Source organism: Luteimonas sp. A534 (assembly GCF_054072805.1).
Genome location: NZ_JBSVRR010000004.1, coordinates 186,295 through 206,773 on the forward strand (window position 1 = coordinate 186,295; position 20,479 = coordinate 206,773).

At 68.7% G+C, this 20,479-nt stretch carries 18 protein-coding genes and 7 tRNA genes; 11 read left to right on the forward strand and 14 right to left on the reverse strand.

Annotated features, from left to right (window positions below; all coding sequences use genetic code 11):
- Positions 1–18 precede the first annotated feature (18 nt).
- Positions 19–465 carry a ribonuclease HI gene (gene rnhA / locus ACW5F0_RS11065; protein ID WP_456965865.1) on the reverse strand — a complete coding sequence of 149 codons (447 nt, stop codon included), beginning with the start codon at positions 463–465 and terminating at the stop codon, positions 19–21.
- Entirely contained in the window at positions 462–1,115 is a 654-nt protein-coding gene (locus ACW5F0_RS11070) for a hypothetical protein (protein WP_456999747.1), read from the reverse strand. Before ACW5F0_RS11070 ends, rnhA begins: the two co-directional genes overlap by 4 nt.
- Positions 1,116–1,158: 43 nt before the next feature.
- Between ACW5F0_RS11070 and gloB the strand changes: the two genes are divergently transcribed.
- Genes gloB through ACW5F0_RS11085 form a run of 3 tightly spaced genes read left to right on the forward strand, consistent with a single transcriptional unit; the run spans position 1,159 to position 3,812 of the window.
- Positions 1,159–1,935, forward strand: coding sequence for a hydroxyacylglutathione hydrolase (gene gloB / locus ACW5F0_RS11075; protein WP_456999748.1), 777 nt, complete (start codon positions 1,159–1,161; stop codon positions 1,933–1,935).
- Positions 1,932–2,969: a lytic transglycosylase domain-containing protein gene (locus ACW5F0_RS11080; RefSeq protein WP_456999749.1), complete on the forward strand. Its 1,038-nt coding sequence runs from the start codon at positions 1,932–1,934 to the stop codon at positions 2,967–2,969. Before gloB ends, ACW5F0_RS11080 begins: the two co-directional genes overlap by 4 nt.
- A gap of 30 nt (positions 2,970–2,999) precedes the next feature.
- A complete protein-coding gene (locus ACW5F0_RS11085) occupies positions 3,000–3,812 on the forward strand; it encodes an enoyl-ACP reductase FabI (RefSeq protein ID WP_456965861.1) in 813 nt (270 codons plus the stop codon).
- A 107-nt stretch (positions 3,813–3,919) separates the two neighbouring features.
- Here ACW5F0_RS11085 and ACW5F0_RS11090 read toward each other — a convergent pair whose 3' ends face one another.
- The 8 genes from ACW5F0_RS11090 to tig form a co-directional block, all read right to left on the reverse strand.
- A complete protein-coding gene (locus tag ACW5F0_RS11090) occupies positions 3,920–5,899 on the reverse strand; it encodes a SurA N-terminal domain-containing protein (RefSeq protein WP_456999750.1) in 1,980 nt (659 codons plus the stop codon).
- Between the two features lie 111 nt (positions 5,900–6,010).
- Positions 6,011–6,087, reverse strand: a tRNA-Asp gene (locus tag ACW5F0_RS11095).
- Between the two features lie 35 nt (positions 6,088–6,122).
- A tRNA-Val gene (locus ACW5F0_RS11100) sits at positions 6,123–6,197 on the reverse strand.
- An 11-nt stretch (positions 6,198–6,208) separates the two neighbouring features.
- Complete coding sequence (locus tag ACW5F0_RS11105) at positions 6,209–6,481, reverse strand: HU family DNA-binding protein (RefSeq protein ID WP_456965859.1); 273 nt, start codon at positions 6,479–6,481, stop codon at positions 6,209–6,211.
- Between the two features lie 162 nt (positions 6,482–6,643).
- Positions 6,644–9,070, reverse strand: a complete 2,427-nt coding sequence (gene lon, locus ACW5F0_RS11110) for an endopeptidase La (RefSeq protein WP_456965858.1) — start codon at positions 9,068–9,070, stop codon at positions 6,644–6,646.
- 200 nt (positions 9,071–9,270) lie between these two features.
- Complete coding sequence (clpX, locus tag ACW5F0_RS11115; protein ID WP_456965857.1) at positions 9,271–10,560, reverse strand: ATP-dependent Clp protease ATP-binding subunit ClpX; 1,290 nt, start codon at positions 10,558–10,560, stop codon at positions 9,271–9,273.
- Between the two features lie 131 nt (positions 10,561–10,691).
- Positions 10,692–11,318 carry an ATP-dependent Clp endopeptidase proteolytic subunit ClpP gene (clpP, locus tag ACW5F0_RS11120; protein ID WP_456965856.1) on the reverse strand — a complete coding sequence of 209 codons (627 nt, stop codon included), beginning with the start codon at positions 11,316–11,318 and terminating at the stop codon, positions 10,692–10,694.
- Positions 11,319–11,342: 24 nt separating this feature from the next.
- On the reverse strand, positions 11,343–12,650 hold the full coding sequence (gene tig / locus ACW5F0_RS11125) for a trigger factor (protein ID WP_456999751.1): 1,308 nt from the start codon (positions 12,648–12,650) through the stop codon (positions 11,343–11,345).
- A gap of 204 nt (positions 12,651–12,854) precedes the next feature.
- Between tig and ACW5F0_RS11130 the strand changes: the two genes are divergently transcribed.
- From ACW5F0_RS11130 to ACW5F0_RS11155, 6 genes are all read left to right on the forward strand, one after another.
- Positions 12,855–12,931: transfer RNA gene (locus ACW5F0_RS11130), tRNA-Pro, on the forward strand.
- A gap of 6 nt (positions 12,932–12,937) precedes the next feature.
- Positions 12,938–13,014: transfer RNA gene (locus ACW5F0_RS11135), tRNA-Arg, on the forward strand.
- 86 nt (positions 13,015–13,100) lie between these two features.
- Positions 13,101–13,177: transfer RNA gene (locus ACW5F0_RS11140), tRNA-His, on the forward strand.
- A 63-nt stretch (positions 13,178–13,240) separates the two neighbouring features.
- Positions 13,241–13,316: transfer RNA gene (locus ACW5F0_RS11145), tRNA-Lys, on the forward strand.
- 59 nt (positions 13,317–13,375) lie between these two features.
- A tRNA-Leu gene (locus tag ACW5F0_RS11150) sits at positions 13,376–13,460 on the forward strand.
- A gap of 77 nt (positions 13,461–13,537) precedes the next feature.
- Positions 13,538–14,299: a Bax inhibitor-1/YccA family protein gene (locus ACW5F0_RS11155; protein ID WP_456965854.1), complete on the forward strand. Its 762-nt coding sequence runs from the start codon at positions 13,538–13,540 to the stop codon at positions 14,297–14,299.
- Between the two features lie 342 nt (positions 14,300–14,641).
- On the opposite strand, the gene ACW5F0_RS11160 is transcribed toward ACW5F0_RS11155, so the two are convergent.
- From ACW5F0_RS11160 to grxC, 4 genes are all read right to left on the reverse strand, one after another.
- The gene (locus ACW5F0_RS11160; protein ID WP_456965853.1) at positions 14,642–15,976 is read right to left on the reverse strand and encodes a Na+/H+ antiporter NhaC family protein; all 1,335 of its coding nucleotides are present in this window, start codon (positions 15,974–15,976) and stop codon (positions 14,642–14,644) included.
- 131 nt (positions 15,977–16,107) lie between these two features.
- The gene (locus ACW5F0_RS11165; protein WP_456965852.1) at positions 16,108–17,121 is read right to left on the reverse strand and encodes an isocitrate dehydrogenase; all 1,014 of its coding nucleotides are present in this window, start codon (positions 17,119–17,121) and stop codon (positions 16,108–16,110) included.
- Positions 17,122–17,253: 132 nt separating this feature from the next.
- Complete coding sequence (locus ACW5F0_RS11170) at positions 17,254–17,652, reverse strand: carboxymuconolactone decarboxylase family protein (protein ID WP_456965851.1); 399 nt, start codon at positions 17,650–17,652, stop codon at positions 17,254–17,256.
- Positions 17,649–17,897, reverse strand: coding sequence for a glutaredoxin 3 (gene grxC / locus ACW5F0_RS11175; protein WP_456966018.1), 249 nt, complete (start codon positions 17,895–17,897; stop codon positions 17,649–17,651). The genes ACW5F0_RS11170 and grxC overlap by 4 nt, the downstream gene beginning before the upstream one ends.
- Positions 17,898–18,118: 221 nt before the next feature.
- Here grxC and ACW5F0_RS11180 point away from each other — a divergent pair, with 221 nt between their 5' ends.
- On the forward strand, positions 18,119–19,693 hold the full coding sequence (locus ACW5F0_RS11180) for a M48 family metalloprotease (RefSeq protein ID WP_456999752.1): 1,575 nt from the start codon (positions 18,119–18,121) through the stop codon (positions 19,691–19,693).
- A gap of 94 nt (positions 19,694–19,787) precedes the next feature.
- Positions 19,788–20,477: a phosphate regulon transcriptional regulator PhoB gene (gene phoB, locus ACW5F0_RS11185; protein WP_456965849.1), complete on the forward strand. Its 690-nt coding sequence runs from the start codon at positions 19,788–19,790 to the stop codon at positions 20,475–20,477.
- The last annotated feature ends 2 nt before the right edge of the window (positions 20,478–20,479 follow it).

A 20,479-nucleotide genomic window follows, 5' to 3' on the forward strand; every position in this document is an offset into this window, starting at 1 on the left:
TAGCGGTCGGGAACGGGCTCAGCGGGCGGCGGCCTTGAACTTGATGGCTTCGTTGCGCGCGAGCTCGTCGACGCGCTCGTTGTCGGGGTCGCCGGAATGCCCCTTCACCCAGCGCCAGTCGATGACGTGGCGGCCGGTGGCGGCATGCAGGCGCTCCCAGAGGTCGCGGTTCTTCACCGGGTCGCCGCCGCTGGTCTTCCAGCCGCGCCTGACCCAGTTGCGCATCCATTCGGTGATGCCCTGGCGGACGTACTGCGAGTCGGTGTGCAGGGTGACCTCGCACGCCTCGGTCAGCGTCTCCAGCGCCACGATCGCCGCCATCAGCTCCATGCGGTTGTTGGTGCTCAGCGCTTCGCCGCCGACCAGCTCGCGCTCGCGCACGCCATAGCGCAGCAGCGCCGCCCAGCCGCCGGGACCGGGGTTGCCGAGACAGGCCCCGTCGGTATGCACCTCCACCGCCTTCATGCGGGAGCCGCTCCCGTCGCCACCGGCAGCAGGCGGTGCTGCCGCACCGGCGTCAGGGGCTGGCTGCGCCGCTCGGCGCGCACCAGGTAGGCGGCGCGCAGGCCGGTCCCATGCTGCAGTCGCGGATCGAGCACCGGTTCCCATCGCGGGCCCATGCCTTCCGACACCGCGTCGGGTTCCAGGCCCGCCCGGCGCAGCAGGCGACGCCAGGACAGGGGTTCAGCCGCACTCAGGCCGTGGCCCCGCCAGCGCCAGCGATAGGGAGACAGCGGATTGAGCGCGAACAGCAGGACGCGCCCGCCGGGCACCAGCACGCGCCCGACCTCGTCGAGCAGCTCGGCGCCGCGGGCGTCGGGGGTGGCCACGTGCTGCAGCACCACGGTGCCGAAGGCGCCGCTGGGCAGGGGCAGGGGCAGCCCACAGGCCACCTCGCCGGCGAAGCGTTCGCCACGCGCGTACAGGGCCAGGCCGCGGCCGCCCTCGGGGCGCGCCTGGGGCAGTGGCGCAAGCCACAGCCAGGGCTGCGCAGGGCGCTCCAGGAGCGCGTGCTCGACGACCTCGCGCTCGCTGCCGAGCAGCACTGCGCCTTCGCTGGACGCGAACCAGGCCTGGGCTGCGTCGGGTTGACCGGGGCGGGAACGGAGCGGCATGGTCGCCATTCTAGACGCCCAGCCCCCGACCGGGGTCCCGCATATGACCCCGACCCTGCTTGCACTGCCCGCATTCGCCGACAACTACATCTGGGTGCTGCCGCCCGGGGACGGGCGTGGCGCAATCGTGGTCGACCCCGGCGACGCGGCACCGGTGCTGGCCGCCGCCGACGCCGGCGGCTGGCGGCCGCATGCGGTGCTGCTCACCCACCACCACGACGACCACATCGGCGGCGTGGCCGCGCTGCGCACGCGCTGGCCGGACCTGGTCGTGGTCGCGCCCGGCGATGAACGGATCCCGCTGGCGAGCCGGCGGGTCGGGGATGGCGACCGGTTCGAAGTCGCCGGCCATGCGTTCGAAGTCCTCGCCGTGCCCGGCCATACCGTGAGCCACATCGCATTCCACGGCCATGGCCTCTTGTTTTGCGGCGACACCCTCTTCAGTCTCGGCTGCGGCCGCCTGTTCGAAGGCACGCCGGCGCAAATGCTGGCGTCGCTGGACCGGCTCGCGGCCCTGCCCGGCGACACCCTGGTGTGCTGCGGGCACGAGTACACGCAGTCCAACGCCGCCTTCGCTCGGGCGGTCGACCCCGACAACCCGGCGCTGGCGCGCCGCAGCGAAGAGGTGGCCGCCTTGCGCGACGATTCCCTGCCCACGCTTCCCGTCACGCTCGACCTCGAGCGTGCCTGCAATCCCTTCCTGCGCGTGGACGCGCCCGCGATACGCGTGGCGGTCGCCGCGTGGTCGGGTGACGACGGCCTCTCCCGGGTCGGCACCTTCGCCGCACTGCGGCGCTGGAAGAACGGATTCCGCGCATGAGGGCGCACACGTTTGCGACGGCGCTGGCGCTGCTGCTGGCGATCTTCGCGGGGCCGGCTGCCGCGGGCGAAACCGGGGAGGTCGCCGTCGACGAAGCCAGCGCTCCTGCCTCCGGAAGCCCGACCGAACCGCTCGCCATCGAGGCGGCCGGAGCTACGCCAACGCCAACGCCAACGCCAACCCCGACCGCGCCCGTGCAATCCGCGGTCGTACCCGCACCCGCCCGCGCCACGAACGGCGTGACGATCTACGAACGCTTCGTCGACGGCCTCGCGCAGCCCGGCTGCACGGACGCCAGCCCGCGCTGGCGGCAGCACTTCGCGCACGTCCCCGGCCAGCTCGTCGCCGGCGACAGCGAGGTCCTGCCGCTGTTCGGCTACGTGGTCGAGGCGCTGCGCAGCGCCCACCTGCCAACCGAATACGCGCTGATCCCTTTCGTCGAAAGCGGCTATCGCCCCGGCGCGCGCAGCAGCAGCGGACCTGCAGGCCTGTGGCAGTTCATCGCGGTCACCGCGCGCAACCACAAGATCCCGATGCGCGGCGGCTACGACGGACGCCTTTCACCCGTCGACGCCACCCGTGCGGCGGTGCGCTATCTCAAGACCCTGCACGGCATGTTCGCCGGCGACTGGCGGCTCGCGGTGATGGCCTTCAACGCAGGCGAGTACCGCGTGCTCGGCGCCCTGCGGCGCCATGACCAGCGCGCGGCCGCCGCGGATCCGGAGGCCCTTGAAAGCCTTTCCGGCATCACCCGCGCCTATGTGCGCAAGCTGCATGCACTGTCGTGCCTGATGGTGGAGGCCGGTGAAAACGAGGATTGGCGGCAGGCGCTGGACCGGCCGATCGCGCCCCTCGTGGCGATCGACCTTGCCGAGGAGCCCGCCGGCCTGGACGGCTACGCCCGTCGCACGGGCATCGATCCCGCGCGCCTCCGGCGCCTCAATCCGGCGCACGGCTCCGCAGGCGGCACGGCTGGTCGCCAGGTGCTGGTGCCGGCGGCCGCGGCCCCTTCGGTGGCGCCCGTGGCAAACTAGCCAGCTCCCTTCCATAGAGTCGAACACACCATGGGATTCCTGCAGGGCAAGCGCGCACTGATCACCGGCATCGCCAGCCAGCGCTCCATCGCCAACGGCATCGCCGAAGCGATGCATCGCGAAGGCGCCGAGCTGGCCTTCACCTACCAGAACGAAAAGCTCAAGTCGCGAGTCGAAGACGTGGCCGGGCGCCTGGGCGGCGGTCCGGTCTTCCCGCTGGATGTCTCCGACGACGCCCAGATCGACGCCCTGTTCGCCGACCTCGGCACGCACTGGCCGGACGGCTTCGACATCCTGATCCACGCCATCGCGTTCGCCCCGCGCGAGGCTATCGCCGGCCAGTTCCTGGACGGCCTGTCGCGTGAAGCATTCTCGATTTCGCAGGACATCTCCGCCTACTCGCTCGCAGCGCTCGCCAAGGGCGCGCGGCCGCTGATGCAAGGACGCAAGGGCGCCGTGCTGACGCTGAGCTACCTGGGCGCCGTGCGCACCCTGCCCAGCTACAACGTGATGGGCGTGGCCAAGGCCAGCCTGGAAGCCACCATGCGCTACCTGGCTTACAACCTGGGGCCTGAAGGCATCCGCGTGAACGCGATCTCGGCCGGGCCGATCAAGACCCTGGCCGCGGCGGGCATCGGTGGCTTCCGGAAGATCCTCGGCCACGTCGAATCGCATGCGCCGCTGCGGCGCACGGTCAGCATCGAGGACGTCGGCAACGTCGCCGCGTTCCTGTGCTCGGACCTCGCTTCGGGCATCACCGGCGAAGTCACCTACGTCGATGCCGGCTACAACATCGTCAGCATGACCGGGCTGGAAGAGCCCGCAGGCGACGCCGCCGACTGAGCGGCACTGGCGGAAGCCTGCGCGGATGCCGTGCAGGCGCCCCGAACGGAAGAAGCCCGGCATGGCCGGGCTTCTTTGTTTCCAGCGATTGCGTCGGCCGCCCCCCGTTACAGGCGCGCCTCGATCGTGGTCACGCGCACCTGCTTGCGCAGGGCGCGCAGCAGGGCCATCGCGTCCTCGTCGCCTGCCAGGCGCGCGAGCTGGCCCGCGATCATGTTGCGCTCCTCGGCGCTGGCTTCGGCCACGTCACCCGGCACCACCCTGGTCACGGCATAGACGACGATGCTGCCGTCGTCCTGCACCACTCGACCGGCGGACACGCCGCCTTCCGCCGGCTCCGGGGCGGCAAAGATGCCCTCGTTGGCTTCCGCGGACGGCATCGGCATGCCGCGGCGCATGCCCGGCAGTGCCATGTGCTGCCAGCCGCTTGCCTCGGAGAGTTCGGCAAGCGCCTTGCCACCTGCAATCTCGGCCACGGCCGCGTCGGCCTCGGCCAGCGCTGCCTGGCGGGCACGGTCGACGCGGATCGAGGCGACGACCTGGTCGCGGACTTCGGCCAGCGGCCGCTCGCGCTCGGGCTGGTGCTCGGTCACACGGATCAGCACGCTGTGGTTGGTACCGAGCTCGATCGGATCGCTGACGGTGCCGTCCTGCACCAGCGCGTCGGAGAACGCGGCGCGCTGCACCGCCGGATTGGCAGCGACGCCTTCACCGCCGCCGCGGACGAAGGGACCCGCCTTCTGCACCGGCAGGCCTGCCTCGCGAGCCGCCGGCCCCAGCGAGCTGGGGTTGCGGTAGACCTGGTCCACCAGGCGGCCGATCAGCTCGTTGAAGCCGCGCTCGCGGTCGGAGACGGCCTGGGCTGCGGCAAGTTCCTCGCGTGCGTCCTCGAACGGCACGTCCCTGCCCTCGCGGACGTCGCGCACCAGCAGCACATGCCAGCCGAAGTCGGTCAGCACCGGATCGCTTGCGACGCCGGGCTGTGCCGCCTTCACTGCGCTGTCGAAGGTCTCGCCCATGATCCCCTGCTCAAGCCAGCCGAGGTCGCCACCACCGGCCTTGGAGCCTTCGTCGTCGGATTCCGCGCGCGCGATGGCCGCGAAGTCTGCGCCGTCGGCGCGCGCCTGGGCCGCGAGGCCCTCCGCACGCACCTTGGCTGCATCGCGCGTGGCGGCATCGGCGCCGTCGGGCACGCGCACCAGGAGGTGCGACACCAGGTGCTGCGACGGCTCGACGAAGCGTGCCTTCTCCTGCTCGTAGCGCGTCCGCAGCGTGGCTTCGTCGGCCGCGGCCGGCTCGGGCACCGCGTCGCCGAGGATCTCGACGAACTCGATCGACACTTCTTCCGGCGCGCGGTAATCGGCGCGGTGGCTGTCGTACCAGGCCTGGATGTCGGCGGCGGCGATCGCACCGGCGTCCGGCGTGGGCGCCGGGATCATCGCCATGTCGACGTCGCGCTGCTGGCCGAGGAGCTGCATGGTGCGCTCGACCTGGCCGGGGCTCGCGAATGCGGTGCCGGCCACGCGGCTGGGCAGCAGCAGCATCTGCAGGCGCTCGCGGATCTCTTCCTGGTGCTGGAGCGGCGACTGCGCGGGCACGCGGGACTGCAGCAGCATCTGGTAGCGCTGCGGATCGAAGCGCCCGTCGACCTGGAACTCGGGCATCGACGCCACGACCTCGGCCACGCGGGCATTGCCCACCGCGACGCCGGCGCTGCGCGCGGCCAAGGCCAGCACGCTGCGGTCGACCACCTGGTCGAGCACGCGCAGCTTGTTTTCCGTCTGCTCGAACGCGCGCGCATCGAAGGCGTCGCCCTCGGTGGCCCGCGCCTGCTGGCGCGCGAGCTCGAACTCCGAGCGGAACTCGTCGACGGTGATCTCCTGCGACACCCAGAACGCCTTGCGCACCGGCCAGATGTCCGGCGCGGAGCGCCACCACGACGGCGGTGCCTCGACCTTGGCGGCGTAGTTCGCCGAGTTCTGGAACAGGTATTGCTCCATGCCGAAGAAGGCAAAGGGAATCGCCAGGATGATGACGATGACCAGTGCGATCCAGCCGGAGGTTTTTTCTCGGAGTGCTTGCAGCATGTCAGGGCACGCGTTGGACGTAGCGCGGCAGTTTAGCGCATGCCCGGCAGGCGCGGCCCCGTAGGGCCCAAAAGAAGAAAGGCGCCCTTGCGGGCGCCTTCCTGGTGTGACTGGCGGAGTGGACGGGACTCGAACCCGCGACCTCCGGCGTGACAGGCCAGCATTCTAACCAACTGAACTACCACTCCGCGTCGTCGAACCTGTTGCGAACGTCAGCCCTGACTGGTGGGTGCTGAGGGGATCGAACCCACGACCCTCTCCGTGTAAAGGAGACGCTCTACCGCTGAGCTAAGCACCCAAGCGGGCCGCTTAGTTTACAGCATCCTTCAGCGCCTTGCCAGCCTTGAAGACAGGATTCTTCGAGGCGGCGATCGCGATCTCTTCGCCGGTGCGCGGATTGCGGCCCGTGCGGGCGGCGCGCTCCTTGACCTGGAAGGTGCCGAAGCCGACGAGGGCCACGGTGTCGCCCTGCTGCAGGGCCTTGCCCACCGAGGACAGCACGGCATCGACGGCACGTGCGGCATCGGCCTTGGACAGGTTGGCCTCTTCGGCAACGGCCGAGACCAGATCGTTCTTGTTCATGTATTCGGTGCTCCTGCGCGACCGACGGGTCGCTCGAATTGGTGGCGGGCCAGCGGGCGGCGTGACCGCCGCGGCTCCGGGATCGCGTGCGGCCCCAGGCCGTGATGCGAGCGCGAATTTATACCAGCGCCCCCGGTGGCACGCAAGAAAAACGCTGCGCCATCAGTGCTTGACATCCGCCCGCGGTGACGTCTTGCGCGACGGGCGACGCGCCACGTTCTCCACCGGGACAGGCGCCGGCAGAGGCGGAAGCGGCCGCTCGAGCGCCAGGTCGAGCACCTCGTCGATCCACTTCACGGGAACGATTTTCAGGCCCTGGGTCACGTTCTTCGGGATGTCGGCGAGGTCCTTCCGGTTCTCCTCCGGGATGATCACGGTGGTCACGCCGCCACGCAGCGCGGCCAGCAGCTTTTCCTTGAGGCCGCCGATCGCGGTGACCTTGCCGCGCAGGGTGATCTCGCCGGTCATCGCCACTTCGGCGCGCACCGGGATCCGGGTCAGCGTGGACACCAACGACGTCGCCATCGCGATGCCGGCGCTCGGGCCGTCCTTCGGCGTGGCGCCATCAGGCACGTGCACGTGGATGTCGCGCTTCTGCAGGAAGTCGAGCTCGAGGCCCAGTCGCTCGGCGCGCGCGCGCACCACCGACAACGCAGCCGATGCCGACTCCTTCATCACGTCGCCAAGCTGGCCGGTCAGCGTGAGTTGGCCCTTGCCCGGCACCAGCGTCGATTCGATCTGCAGCAGGTCGCCACCGACCTCGGTCCATGCCAACCCCGTGACCAGGCCGATCTCGTTGTCCTGTTCGGCGCGCCCGAAATCATAGCGGCGCACGCCCAGGTACTTGTCGAGGTTCTTCGCGTTGACGTTCAGCGCGCGCGCCTTCTTGGCCTGCGGCCCGGCCAGCGCGACCTCCTTGACCACCTTGCGGCAGATCTTGGCGATCTCGCGTTCGAGGTTGCGCACGCCGGACTCGCGCGTGTAGTAGCGCACGATGTCCTGGATCGCGCCCTCTGCGATCTTCAGCTCGCCGTCGCGCAGGCCGTTGGCCTTGATCTGCTTGGGCAGCAGGTAGCGCATGGCGATGTTGATCTTCTCTTCCTCGGTGTAGCCGGGGATGCGGATCACTTCCATGCGGTCGAGCAACGGCCCGGGGATGCGGAGCGAGTTCGAGGTCGCGACGAACATCACCTCCGACAGGTCGAGGTCGACCTCGAGGTAGTGGTCGTTGAAGGCGTTGTTCTGCTCGGGATCGAGCACTTCAAGCAGCGCCGAAGACGGGTCGCCCCGGAAGTCCATCGACATCTTGTCGATCTCGTCGAGCACGAACAGCGGGTTCTTCGTGCCTGCCTTGGTAAGGTTCTGCACGATGCGCCCCGGCATCGAGCCGACATAGGTCCGGCGGTGGCCGCGGATCTCGGCCTCGTCGCGCACGCCGCCCAGCGACATGCGCACGAACTTGCGGTTGGTGGCCTTGGCGATCGACTGCCCGAGCGAGGTCTTGCCCACGCCCGGCGGCCCGACCAGGCACAGGATCGGGCCCTTCATCTTCGACACCCGCGTCTGCACGGCGAGGTATTCGAGGATGCGGTCCTTCACTTTCTCCAGGCCGTAGTGGTCGGCGTCGAGCGTTTCCTGCGCGGCCTTGAGGTCCTTGCGGACTTTGCTGCGCTTCTTCCACGGCACGCCCAGCAGCCAGTCGAGGTAGTTGCGCACCACCGAGGCTTCGGCCGCCATCGGCGACATCTGCTTGAGCTTGTTGAGCTCGGACTTGGCCTTCGTCTCCACGGGCTTGGGCATGCCGGCGGCCGCGATCTTGCGCGCGAGCTCCTCGAGGTCGTTGGGCGCGTCGTCCATGTCGCCCAGTTCCTTCTGGATCGCCTTCATCTGCTCGTTGAGGTAGTACTCGCGCTGCGACTTCTCCATCTGCGACTTCACGCGGCCGCGGATGCGCTTCTCCATCTGTTGCACGTCGATCTCGCCGTCGACCAGACCGACGAGCATCTCCAGGCGCCCGGCGATGCCGAAGGTTTCCAGGAGACGCTGCTTTTCGCCCAGGCGCACGCCCAGGTGCGCGGCGACGGTGTCGGCCAGGCGCGAGGGCTCGTCGATACCGGCAAGCGTCTGCAACAGCTCGGGCGGCAGCTTGCGGTTGGTCTTCACGTACTGCTCGAACAGGCCCATCAGCGAACGTGCGACGGCCTCGACTTCGCGCGGCTCGCGGTCCTCGACCGGCTCGACCACGCTGCAGATGCCGGCCAGGGTGCCGTCGACTTCGCGCACCGCGTCGACCGTCGCGCGGGAAACGCCTTCAACCAGCACCTTGATGGTGCCATCGGGCAGCTTCAACAGCTGCAGCACCTGCGCCACCGTGCCCACGGGATGCAGGTCCTCGACGCCCGGGTCATCGGTCTCGGCGGATTTCTGCGCGACCAGCAGCACCTGCTTGGCGCCCTCCATCGCCAGGTCGAGGGCGCGGATGGACTTGTCGCGGCCCACGAACAGGGGGATGACCATGTGCGGAAACACCACCACGTCGCGCAGGGGCAGGACCGGCAGGTCGAAGGTGGCGGGCTGGGGGGTGCTCATCGGAACTCCTGGACATGGCGGGCGGCAGGTTGGGCGCCGCATGGGCAGGTTATGGGGTTCCGCGGCGGTGGATGCAAGCACTGGAACGGGGCGGCCGCAGGATGCTGCGGCGCGTGCTGCGTTCAGGCGGGAGCAAGGCCGCGATGCGGCCTGTCCGGGAAAGTGTCCAGGCCCGCGAGGGGCCCGGAGCGCGCCTTGGCTCAGTCGCCCGAGGCGGCCTTCGCTGGCGCGGCGGGAGCCGATTCGTAGATCAGGTAGGGCTCGGACTTGTGTTCGATCACCGACTCGTCGACCACGACCTTGCTCACGTTTTCCTGCGACGGCAGGTCGTACATGGTGTCGAGCAGCACCGATTCGACGATGGTGCGCAGGCCGCGCGCGCCGGTCTTGCGCTTGAGCGCCTTGCGCGCGATGGCAGCCAGCGCGTCGGGGCGGAACTCCAGCTCCACGCCCTCCATCTCGAACAGCTTGCGGAACTGCTTCGTGATGGCGTTCTTGGGCTCGGACAGGATCTTCACCAGGGCCGCTTCGTCGAGCTCCTCGAGCGTCGCGACCACCGGCAGGCGGCCGACGAACTCGGGGATCAGGCCGAACTTGATCAGGTCCTCGGGCTCGACTTCGGCCAGCACCTTGCCGACTTCGGCCTTGCGCTCGCTGCTCTTGAGCTTGGCGCCGAAGCCGATGCCGCCGGCCTCGGTGGACCGGGCCTGGATGATCTTGTCCAGGCCGGCGAACGCGCCGCCGACGATAAACAGGATGTTGCGGGTGTCGACCTGCAGGAACTCCTGCTGCGGGTGCTTGCGGCCGCCCTGCGGCGGCACGCTGGCGACGGTGCCTTCGATGAGCTTCAGCAGCGCCTGTTGCACGCCCTCGCCCGACACGTCGCGCGTGATCGACGGGTTCTCGCTCTTGCGCGAGATCTTGTCGATCTCGTCGATGTAGACGATGCCCTGCTGCGCCTTCTCGACGTCGTAGTCGCACTTCTGCAGCAGCTTCTGGATGATGTTCTCAACGTCCTCGCCCACGTAACCGGCTTCGGTCAGCGTGGTGGCGTCGGCCATCGTGAACGGCACGTTGAGCATCCGCGCCAGGGTCTCGGCGAGCAGCGTCTTGCCCGAACCGGTGGGGCCGACCAGGAGGATGTTCGATTTGGCCAGCTCGACCTCGTCGTTCTTCTGCCGGCTCTCGATGCGCTTGTAGTGGTTGTACACCGCCACGGCGAGGGTCTTCTTGGCGCGCGACTGCCCGATGACGTACTGATCCAGGACGTCGAGGATTTCCTTCGGCTTGGGCAGCGAGCTGCGGGCGCTCTGCGCCTTCTCCTCCAGCTCTTCGCGGATGATGTCGTTGCACAGCTCGACGCATTCATCGCAGATGAACACGCTCGGGCCCGCGATCAGCTTGCGGACCTCATGCTGGCTCTTCCCGCAAAACGAGCAGTACAGGATCTTGCTGCTGTCGCCGGAACGGCCTTGTCTATCTTCGGTCATGCGTTCGCCAATCGGTGTATCGGGGGGTCGGGGTCGAGAATAGCACCCGGGCCCCGGGTCGCAAGGGCGACGGGCCCGGACTGCCGCGGCCATGGAGCCGCGGGCGGGGGAATCCGGCGATGCCGGCCTGTTCAGGCAGGCTGGATGGACTCTTCCGGACGGCGCTCGAGGACTTCGTCGATCAGGCCGTACTCGCGCGCGGCTTCCGCGCTCTTGAAGTTGTCGCGCTCGGTGTCGTGGGCGACCGTTTCAATCGCCTGGCCGGTGTGGCGGGCCAGGATGGCGTTCAGGTTGTGCTTCATCGAGAGGATCTCGCGGGCGTGGATCTCGATGTCGGTCGCTTGGCCCTGGAAGCCGCCCAGGGGCTGGTGGATCATCACCCGCGAATTCGGCAGCGCGTAGCGCTTGCCGGCCGCGCCGGATGCCAGCAGCAGCGCGCCCATGCTGGCCGCCTGGCCGACGCAGATGGTGCTGACGTCGGGCTTGATGAACTGCATGGTGTCGTAGATCGCCATGCCCGCCGTGACGATGCCGCCCGGCGAGTTGATGTACAGGTTGATGTCCTTCTCGGGGTTTTCGGCCTCGAGGAACAGCATCTGCGCCACGATCACGTTGGCCACGTGGTCGTCGATGCCGCCGACCAGGAAGATCACCCGCTCCTTCAACAGGCGCGAATAGATGTCGTACGCGCGCTCGCCGCGGCTGGTCTGTTCGACCACCATCGGCACGAGGTTCAGGGCCTTGGTCTGGATGCTCATTTCAATCCCGTGTCAGCGGAGGCGTCACGCCTGCGGCGCGATCGCTTCCTGGAAGGTCAGCTGCGTGTCTGTGTGGTCGGCGCGCTCGGCGATCCAGTCGATCACCTGCTCCTCCATCACCCGGTTCTGCAGTCCACTCATAAGCTGGGGATCGTTGCGATACAAGTCAATGACCTGCTGCGGCTCCTCGTAGGTCGAGGCGATCAGGCGCAGGGTCTCGTCCAGGCGCTTGCGGTCCAGCATCAGCTGGTGCTTGCTGGCCACCTCGCCTACGAGCAGGCCCACCAGCACGCGCTTGCGCGCGGGCTCCATGAAGTTCTTGTGCGCATCCGCCGGCGGCTGTGCCGGACGGCCCTGGCGGCGCGCCTGCTCCGCCACCTGGGCGACCAGTGCGTGCGCTTCCTGTTCGACGAGGTTCGGCGGCAGTTCGACGTGGGCATACGCCTCGACCAGCTGCTCGCCGACGGCGCGGCGCAGGCGATTCATCAGCGCGGACTTGAGCTCGCGCTCCAGGTTGGTGCGGATGTCGGAGCGGAACTGCTCCATCTCGCCGCTCTTCACGCCGAAGCTGCGGATGAACGCGGCGTCCGCCTCGGGCAGCACCTCTTCCGAGACCTGCTCGGCGCGCAGATGGACGTTCACGGTCTTGCCGGCGAGCTGCGGCACGCGCCAGCCGTCCGGGAAGGTGACCTCGACCGCCTTCTCGTCGCCCTTGGACATGCCGACCAGCGCCGTCTCGATGTCGGCGAACATCGCGCCCGAGCCGATCACCGACACGCCACGCTCCGCGCCTTCCGCGGGCAGCCGCTGGCCGTCGACCTCGGACCAGGTCTCGACGTCGACCGCGTCGCCCACCTTCGCCGGGCGCGTCACCGCGCTCCAGCTGCGGCGCTGTTGGCGCAGGTTTTCGATCATCCGGTCGATGTCTTCCTCGGTCACCTCGGCCACCGGGCGCTCGACCTTGAGGCCGGTCACGTCGATCTCGCCGAAGTCCGGCACCACTTCGAAGGTGGCCACGTAGGCGAGATCGTCGGAACCGTCCTTGTCGGCGGGCTCGATGTGCGGGCGGCCAGCGATGCGCAGCGCGTTCTCGCGCACGGCGCTGTCGAAGCCTTCGCGCAGCAGGCCGTCGAGCACTTCGCCGCGGACCTGCGGGCCGAAGCGCTGCTCGATCACCTTCGCCGGCACCTTGCCCGGGCGGAAACCCTTGATGCGCGCGGTGCGCGCGATCTCGCGCAGGCGGCCACCCACCTGGTCCTGCAGGCGGTCGGCCGGCAGGCGGAAGGTCATCTTGCGTCCGAGGTTGCCGACGGTCTCGACTGAAGCTTGCATACCCACTCCTGCAACCGCGGCCAGGGCCGCGGGCGTTGGTTGTCTGGTTTGGCCGGCCTGCCGGGCAGAGCCCGCGTCCGGCGACGGAACGGAGCATTTTGACGGAATACCGCCGCTGCCGCCAGCGCCCCTGCGTTGACACCGCCGGAGGCGGTCCCGACAATGCCCGCGCCGACCCGTCGCGACACCGCGGGCCGCCGCAGTCGGGGTATAGCGCAGTCTGGTAGCGCGCCTGCTTTGGGAGCAGGATGTCGGGGGTTCGAATCCCTCTACCCCGACCAGTCCCAGCGCCCGTAGCTCAACCGGATAGAGCACCGGCCTTCTAAGCCGGTGGTTGCAGGTTCGAGTCCTGCCGGGCGCGCCAGCCCCGCCGCGGACACGTCGCACTATCGTCCCGACCGCGCTACAATGCGCGCCCCACCGGCCCAGGCCGGCGCGGAACCCCCAATGGTGGATGTAGCTCAGTTGGTTAGAGCACCGGATTGTGATTCCGGGGGTCGCGGGTTCAAATCCCGTCTTCCACCCCAGCTTCCCGCGTGGCATGCAAGTGTTGATCCGCAGGCCCTCGCTTTGCTAAGATTTCCCGCTCGGGGCCGTTAGCTCAGTTGGTAGAGCAGTTGACTCTTAATCAATAGGTCCAAGGTTCGAATCCTTGACGGCCCACCAAACCCGAAGCGCCCGGCCCCGCCGGGCGTTTTTTGTTGCAGGATCGGGTGCGTGGCAATGCGAAAGTGGCGGAACTGGTAGACGCCCCGGCTTTAGGTGCCGGTGCCGCAAGGCGTGCGGGTTCGAGTCCCGCCTTTCGCACCATCCCCGCACGCGCGCGTCGCGTGCCGCCGTGTATCCTCCCTCGCTGGCACACGCACACCGACCCTTGGGGGGAATCCATGCGCAGCGGCAACCCGGTCCTGTCCGAATCCACCTTCCTCGACCTTGGGAGCGGCACCGTCGTGTCCCGCGACGCCGGGGCGATGACCATCAACGGCACGGTCAACAAGACCGCCTTCCTGCTGTTCCTGACCGTCCTCACCGCCGCCTTCGCCTGGAGCCGGGCCTTCACGCCGGCCGGCGAGATCGCACCCGGCTTCTCCGTGTACATGTGGGGCGGCCTGATCGGCGGCTTCATCCTCGCCATGGTCACGGTGTTCAAGAAGGAATGGGCGCCGGTCACCGCGCCGCTCTACGCACTGGTCGAGGGCTTCTTCCTCGGCGCGATCTCGGCGCTGTACAGCCACATGTACGAGGGCATCGTGGTCCACGCGGTGATGCTGACCTTCGCCACCCTGTTCGCGATGCTGTTCGCCTACCGCTCGGGCTGGATCCGGGCCACCGAGAAGTTCAAGCTCGGCGTGGTCGCGGCCACCGGCGGCATCTTCCTGGTGTACTTGGCGACCATGGTGTTGGGCTTCTTCGGCATCAACATCCCGATGATCCACGACAACGGCATCATCGGCATCGGCTTCAGCCTGTTCGTGATCGTGATCGCGGCGCTGAACCTGGTGCTCGACTTCGACTTCATCCAGGCCGGCTCCGAGCAGGGCGCGCCGAAGTACATGGAGTGGTACGGCGCCTTCGGCCTGATGGTCACCCTGGTCTGGCTGTACATCGAGTTCCTGCGCCTGCTGTCCAAGCTGCAGTCACGCAACTGACGTTCGGTTCCACGCGGCACGCATCAAGAAGGGCGCCCCACGGGGCGCCCTTCGCGCATGTGGCGTTCGTGGCAGCCAGGCCAAGAGCTTTTTTTGCCACGGATTCGCACGGATTCGCACGGATTCGCACGGATTCACGCGGATAGAGCAAATGCAGGGAGAAAGCGGAAGCTTCAGTCCCGCCACGTCCCATCCCCGCCCCTGTTCTATCCGCGTCCATCCGCGTAAATCCGTGGCACAAAAGCCGTGGCCCTATCCGCGTGAATCCGCGGCAAATCCGTGTGTATCCGTGGCAAAGGCTTCTGCTTTTTCGCAGCTATAGCTGCTCCTGCAGTTCCATCGCTACGGCGCGCGGGAGCCGGCCGGCTCCGCCGCAAGCGCGGGGGCACGCCGCGGCCAGGCCATGAAGCCGATCGCCACCAGTGCCAGGATCCAGCAATAGAACACGGTGCCCGACAGCGACAGTGGCGACACCGATGCCAGTCCCGCGGCCAGCAGGATCTGCGCGCCATAGGGCAACAGCCCCTGCGGCACGCAGGCGAAGATGTCGAGCACGCTGGCCGCGCGCCGCGGGCTGATGTCGTGGCGCTGCGCGATGTCACGCGCGACATCGCCGCTGACCAGGATCGCCACGGTGTTGTTGGCGGTGAAGACGTCGGCGGTCGCCGACAGCGCCGCGATGCTGAACTCACCGGTACGCCGGCCCTGGTGGCCGCGCGCGACGCGGGCGATCGTGCGGGCCAGCCACTCCAGCCCGCCGGCGGCCTTCATCAATGCGCCCACGCCGCCGATCAGCAGCGACAGCAGCAGGATCTCGGTCATGCCCTCGAAGCCGGTCCAGATGTCCCCGGCGTACTGCACCAGGTCGTAGTCGGGCGAAAGCGCCAGGCCGAAACCGCCCGCCAGCGCCAGCCCGATCCCGAGCACCAGGATCACGTCGAGCCCGCTCAGCGCCAGCGCCAGGACCAGCACATACGGCAGCACCAGCCAGGCCGAGACCGCCTCATCGGTGGTCACCGGCGCCGGATCACCCAGGAAGGCCAGCAGCACCATCGTCGCCAGCGCGGCCGGCAACGCGATCTTGAAGTTCTCCCGGAACTTGTCGCGCATCTCGGCGCCTTGGCTGCGGGTCGCGGCGATGGTGGTGTCCGAGATCACCGAGAGGTTGTCGCCGAACATCGCACCGCCGATCACCGCGCCGATCACCAGCGCGCGGTCGAGGCCCGAGGCATCTGCCACGCCAAGCGCGATCGGCACCACGGCCGCGATCGTCCCCATCGAGGTACCGATGGCCAGCGAGATCAGTGACGCGACGACGAACAGCCCGGGCAGCAGCAGGCTGGACGGCACCGCACCGATGCCAAGCGCCACCACCGCATCGACCGCGCCGATCGCCTGCGAGACATAGGCAAAGGCCCCTGCCAGCAGGAAGATCAGGCACATGGTCATGATGTTCGGGTCGCCCATGCCGCGCAGCAGCACCTCGCCGGGCTTCACGCCGCGCCGGTACGCGATCCACGCGGCCAGCGCCAGCGCCGGCAGGATCGCCACCGGTGCGCGCAGCTGGTAGAAGCCCATCTCTTCGCCCTGCAGGGTGAAGTACAGGCCGCTGCCGAAGAACAGCGCCAGGAACAGCAGCAGCGGTGTCAGCGCCAAGGCGCTCGGACGGGAATCCATCGCTTTATCCGCATGAAAGGATCAGCGATTGTGGGGCCCGCTCCGGGTGCTGTCGAGCGCACCGTCCGAAACAGCAATGTTCCAGAAACAAAACGGGCGCCGAAGCGCCCGTCAGTCGAGTACCGCCCGGCTCAGGCCGCCAAGCGGCTCGCAATGGCCCGGGCGAAGCCCATCGTGGTGCCGTTGCCGCCGAGGTCGGGGGTCAGCGAGTCCTTCGCCTCCAGGGTGGCGACGATGGCGGCGCGCAGCTGCGTGGCCTTGTCCGCCATGCCGATGTGCTCGAGCATCTGCGCCGCGCCCAGCAGCAGCGCGCAGGGATTGGCCACGCCCTTGCCGGCGATGTCCGGCGCCGAGCCGTGCACGGCCTCGAAGATCGCCGCGTCCTTGCCGATGTTGGCACCCGGGATCAGCCCCAGGCCACCGATCAGGCCGGCGCACAGGTCGGAGATGATGTCGCCGAACAGGTTGGTGGTCACGATCACGTCGAACTGCTCGGGGCGCATCACCAGCTGCATGCAGGTGTTGTCCACGATCATCTCGTTGCACTCGATGTCCGGATATTCCTTGGCGACGTCGCGGGCGGCGTTGAGGAACAGGCCCGAGGTCGACTTCAGGATGTTGGCCTTGTGCACCACGGTGACCTTCTTGCGCCCGGCCTTGCGTGCGAGTTCGAAGGCGTAGCGCACGATGCGCTCGGAACCCTTGCGGGTGTTGCGGGTGACCGAGACCGCCCAGCTGCCGTCGGGCGCCGTTTCCTGGCCCTCGGCGCTGTAGGCGCCCTCGGTGTTCTCGCGCACGGTAATCACGTCCACGCCCTCGGTGAAGCGCGAGCGGGTATTGGGGAACGAAGCCGCTGGACGCACGTTGGCGTAGAGGTCGAAATGACGGCGCAGCTGCACGTTGATCGACGAGAAGCCGCCGCCGACCGGCGTGGTCAGGGGGCTCTTGAGCGCGATCTTGTTGCGGCTGATCGAATCCAGGGTGGCCTGCGGCAGCAGCTCACCGTGCTTCTCGAGCGCCACGAGTCCGGCGTCGGCCTCTTCGTAGACGAGTCCGGCGCCCAGGGCGTCGAGCACGTGCAGGGTGGCGTCCATGATCTCCGGGCCGATACCATCGCCGCGGATGACCGTGATTGTCTGGGTCATTGTGTGGGGTCCATGCTGGGGGTGACGCCGGGCGCGTACGCGGGGCGTCTGGGGGGACGGGACAGCGGCCAATTATGCCAAACGCCGCCCTTTCCTGCCCGGACCCGAGGATGAACGCTGCGATCCTCGCCCTCAGTCGTGCGCGTGCTCCGCGGGGGCCGGCGCCCCGGCCTCGAGCTGGTCCAGGAAGTCCACGGCGCGCCGCAGGTGCGGAATCACGATGCTGCCGCCAACCACCAGCCCGATCGAGAACGCCTCGAACATGGCATCGCGGCCCACGCCGGCCTCGCGGCAGCGGGCAACGTGGTAGCTGATGCAGTCATCGCAGCGCAGCACCAGGGAGGCCACCAGTCCCAGCAACTCCTTGGTGGCCACGTCCAGCACGCCGGCCTGGTAGGCCTGGGTGTCGAGCGCGAAGAAGCGGCGCACGACCTGGTTGGGCTCGGCGAGGATGCGCTCGTTCATGCGCTCGCGGAACTCCGTGAAGTCCCGGATGCGGTCGCCGCCCTCGCCGCTGCCTGCGGCGCTCATGCGCCCCGGCCCGACAGCAGCGGCTCGAAGCCACCGGCGCGATGCAGCGCCATCAGGTCGTCATAGCCGCCGACATGGACATCGCCCACGAAGATCTGCGGCACCGACGTCCTGCGCGCCAGTGCGACCATGCGCTCGCGCTCGGCGGGGTCGGTATCGATGCGCACCTCGGTCCACTCCAGGCCCTTGCTGCGCAGGAAGTTCTTGGTCGCCACGCAGTACCCGCAAACGGCGCTGGTATACATGGTGATCTGGGGGGTGGCTTGCTCGTTCAATGCGGTCTCCGGAAACTCTTGCGGCCTGAGGCTGTCAATTGTGGGGGTCCGGCACACCGATTTCAGCAGGCATGATCGACCCGCTGCGTTCGACTGGTCGGATTAACGCGGTATTCACGCCCTTGGCACCCGCCACCCCCATGCTGTTCATGCGCGCCCGCGCCCCGGACCGATTGGATTTCCAGCCCCGAATGCGACTGCTTCCCGCCATCCTTGCCCTCGCCCTTGCCGTGGCCATTGCTCCGGCACCGGCGCAACAGCGGCTGCCGGATATCGGCTCGTCCGCAGACACCCTGCTGGGTCCGAGCCAGCAGCGCGAGTACGGTCAGATGCTGCTGGCCCAGCTGCGGCATTACGACTACGTGCTCGACGATCCGCTGGTCGATGCCTGGCTGCGCGGGCTGGGCAACCGCTTGGCCGCGGCCAGCGACCAGCCCGAGCAACCGTTCACCTTCTTCATGCTGAAGGACCGCTCGATCAATGCCTTCGCCACCCTGGGCGGTTACATCGGGACCAACGCCGGGCTGGTCCTCGCTGCCGAGAGCGAGGACGAAGTAGCGGGCGTGCTCGCCCATGAAGTCGCGCACGTCACCCAGGCCCACGTGCTGCGGGGCGCCGAACGTGCCCAACGCGACAGCGTCCCGATCCTGCTGGCGATGCTGGGCGCCGTGGCGGTGGCGTCGCAGACCGACAGCAGGTCCGCAGGCAACGCGGCCCTGGCCGCGATCACCAGCGCGCAGGGCCTGATGATCCAGCGCCAGATCGACTACACCCGTTCCAACGAGTCCGAGGCCGACCGGCTGGGCATGCGCACGCTCGCGCGCAGTGGTTACGACGCAGGCGCGATGGCAAGGATGTTCGAACGCATGCAGGCCATGTCGCGTACCAACCAGGGCGGCGAACGCGAACGCATGCCCGACTACATGAGCACGCATCCGGTCACCACCACGCGCATCGGCGAGACCCGCCAGCTCGCCGAGCAGTACGCCGGTGGCCAGGGCAACGCATTCGCCACCACCGGGCTCGCCGGCAACAACCCCCTGCTCCCGCCCGGGTTGCGCCCCGACGGCCTGGGCGCCGGTGCCAGCGGGACGCAGTTCGGCTGGGCGCGCGAACGTTTGCGCGCGCTCAGCGCGGACACCCCCACCCAGGCCATCACCGAGTACGGCCGCCTCGCCCGCATCGCGCCCCTGGACGATGCACAGCGTTACGGCCTGGCGGTGGCCCAGCTGGAGGCAGGCAACGGGGCCGCGGCCGCGCGCGGTTTCGAGGCGCTGCTCGATACCCACCCCGGCGACATGTGGCTGCAGCTCGGCTTCGCCCAGGCCGAGGCCCGCCGGGGCCGCCACGCGGCCGCCGACGCCGCCTTCGAAGATTTGGTCCGGCGCATGCCCCGCAACCGCGCGGTGGTGCTGGGCTATGCCGAGGCCCTGGTCGAACGCAAGGATGCCGACGCGGCGCGGCGTGCCCAGAACATCCTGCGTCCGTTGATGGCCGGCTCCACGGAAGACCCCGTCTTCCACCGCACCTTCGCCCGCGCCAGCGAGATCGCCGGCGACACGGTCCGTGCCGGTGAAGCCTGGGCGGAGACCGCCTTCCTCAACGGCCGCGCGGAACAGGCGCTGGTGCAGCTCAACACCCTGCGCAAGCGCGACGACGTCGATTATTACGCCCGCGCCCGCATCGACGCCCGCATCGCCGCGATCACGCCGACCGTGCTCGAACTCCGCCGCCAAGGCATCCGCGATCCGGACCTGCGCAAGTAGCCTCTTGGCGCGTGGGCGTTCGGTGACACTGTCACCAAAACGTCACCAAACCGTCGTCTAATGGCTGCGGTACCCCGGAACGAGCGCTGAAAGCGTGCAGAAACGCATCCTGATCGTCGACGATGAACCCGCGATCCGCGACATGGTGGCATTCGCCGTGCGCAAGGGCGATTACGAGGCGGTCCACGCCGGCGACGCCCGCCAGGCGCAGGAAGCCATCGCCGACCGCGTCCCCGACCTGATCCTGCTGGACTGGATGCTGCCCGGCACCAGCGGCATCGAACTCGCCCGCCGCTGGCGCCGGGAAGCGCTGACCCGCGACATCCCGATCATCATGCTGACCGCGCGCGGCGAGGAGAACGACCGCGTCGGCGGCCTCGAGGCCGGGGTCGACGACTATGTGGTCAAGCCCTTCTCTTCGCGCGAACTGCTGGCCCGGATCCGCGCGGTCATGCGCCGCTCGCGCGATGACGACGAGGACGGCAGCGTGACCCAGGGCGACCTGCGCATCGATGGCGCGGCGCACCGCGTGTTCGCCGGCGACGAGCCGGTTTCGATCGGGCCCACCGAGTACCGGCTGCTGCACTTTTTCATGACCCATGCCGACCGCGTGTACTCGCGCTCGCAGCTGCTCGACCACGTCTGGGGCGGCAGCGTCTACGTCGAGGAACGCACGGTCGACGTGCACATCCGCCGCCTGCGCAAGACCCTCGAACCCTTCGGGCTCGACGGCATGGTGCAGACGGTGCGCGGCGCCGGTTACCGATTCTCGGCCTCGGTCTAGAC